The sequence below is a fragment of the Leuconostoc falkenbergense genome (assembly GCF_014634805.1).
Taxonomy (GTDB): domain Bacteria; phylum Bacillota; class Bacilli; order Lactobacillales; family Lactobacillaceae; genus Leuconostoc; species Leuconostoc falkenbergense.
Window position 1 is genome coordinate 1 of sequence record NZ_BMBS01000092.1, and the last position, 1395, is coordinate 1395.

General features: G+C 41.4%; 2 protein-coding genes and 1 pseudogene. All 3 read right to left on the reverse strand.

Annotated features, from left to right (window positions below):
- Positions 1-326: pseudogene (locus IEU71_RS10080) on the reverse strand (hypothetical protein); the annotation flags it as partial.
- Positions 313-1131 carry a bifunctional DNA primase/polymerase gene (locus tag IEU71_RS10085; protein WP_188349661.1) on the reverse strand — a complete coding sequence of 273 codons (819 nt, stop codon included), beginning with the start codon at positions 1129-1131 and terminating at the stop codon, positions 313-315. The pseudogene IEU71_RS10080 and the gene IEU71_RS10085, both read right to left, overlap by 14 nt.
- A 2-nt stretch (positions 1132-1133) precedes the next feature.
- Complete coding sequence (locus tag IEU71_RS10090) at positions 1134-1313, reverse strand: hypothetical protein (protein WP_004910696.1); 180 nt, start codon at positions 1311-1313, stop codon at positions 1134-1136.
- Positions 1314-1395 lie beyond the last annotated feature (82 nt).

Genomic DNA, 1395 nt, shown 5'->3' on the forward strand with positions numbered 1-1395 from the left:
TCACTAATCGTTTGAATAAGTGTTGTCTTGCTCACGTCTTGCATGCGCTTCACATTGTAAGCATGGTATCGTTTCAACTTTTCTAATGCTTCACGTTCAATATAAGCCCTTGCTGATTTCTCGGTTAGGTTTTCCCATGATATGCCATTGTATTTGTAGTATCTAATGCTCCCATTGAAAGGTACACCAATGACGGGGCTATCTTTGATGATTGCTTCACTCAATTTCAAAGTGTCAATGCCTTTCACATCCCCGTTATCATTTGTGTTTAACCAATCAGGGATAGTCTGCCTTGTTGGTAATGCTGTTGTGTCAATCTCTGCCATACTCACTCATCCTTGCTCGTTTTTTCTCCTCACGTCTTCTAGCACTCATATATACGGTATTGAGTTCATGATCGGGTAATGGTTCGTTACTCCGTTCATTGACTGACTGCATAATGTCATAAATATCTTGTGGTGTGACATCAATGGCAAACAGATAACCTGCTAAACTCATAGCTTGATTATTTCGTTCGCCTGTCACAAAGCCATTAATTGTCATTTTCCACCTGTCTGCAAGGCTATATTTTGCCTTGTAAGTATGACTAGGTCTATCAGTACCCAAACCATTTGCTAAGTCATATACCCACGTTGGTACGGGCTTAATTTTGTCAAAAGGTGTAATTTGTCGATATTGCCCGCCTGTCATTGTGGATGGTGCTGTCATCACTGCTGTATTGCTCAAAACGTCTACACCTTTAATCGCATTGATCACATGTTTTGGTTTATCTTGTCCGCTGGGGATGAGATAGAACGCATGTAGTCCGCCTGTTGGTGTTTGTTCTACATAGGTATCTTGCAATGTATCAGGGTTGACGTTATGACTTTTAAACCATGCCAAAATACTAGCCATACCATTCTGCTCATGCTTATCAATATCAACGACAACTAGATTACTCTTTGATAGGTCTATCCCAACGTTGCCATTTTGATACTCTGGATGTTGAGTTATCCACTGCCTTAACTCATCCCCGTCAGCAAAGCTATTATTAAACCCACCCTCAACCGCATTGTACTTTTGATTAGGTAACGCCATAAATACATAAGCGCCTGCTTGTTGATATTGTCTGATATAGTCCCACTTATCCACAGTTACACCCTGCCTTTGAGTGTCTGCAACCGTGTCTCAATCTCATCAAGGTTAGTCACTCTAAGCAACATGCTAATGAGTTTCTGTGGCTCTTTTTGGTATCTCGCTAGGTCTACAAGGCTCTTTGCACTCATCACACTTTCCAAAGCATGATTAACCGCTACTCGCTGTGATTGTGTCATATACCTAACTCCTCGATTGCCATTTCAAGGTTAGGTATTTGCATGTCTACCATTGCGCCTGCTTTGGTTTCGCTATCCAACT

What these genes read in the sequence shown, in the direction of transcription:
- IEU71_RS10090 (WP_004910696.1), bottom strand. Translation starts at nt 1,313, where the DNA reads ATGACACAATCACAGCGAGTAGCGGTTAATCATGCTTTGGAAAGTGTG.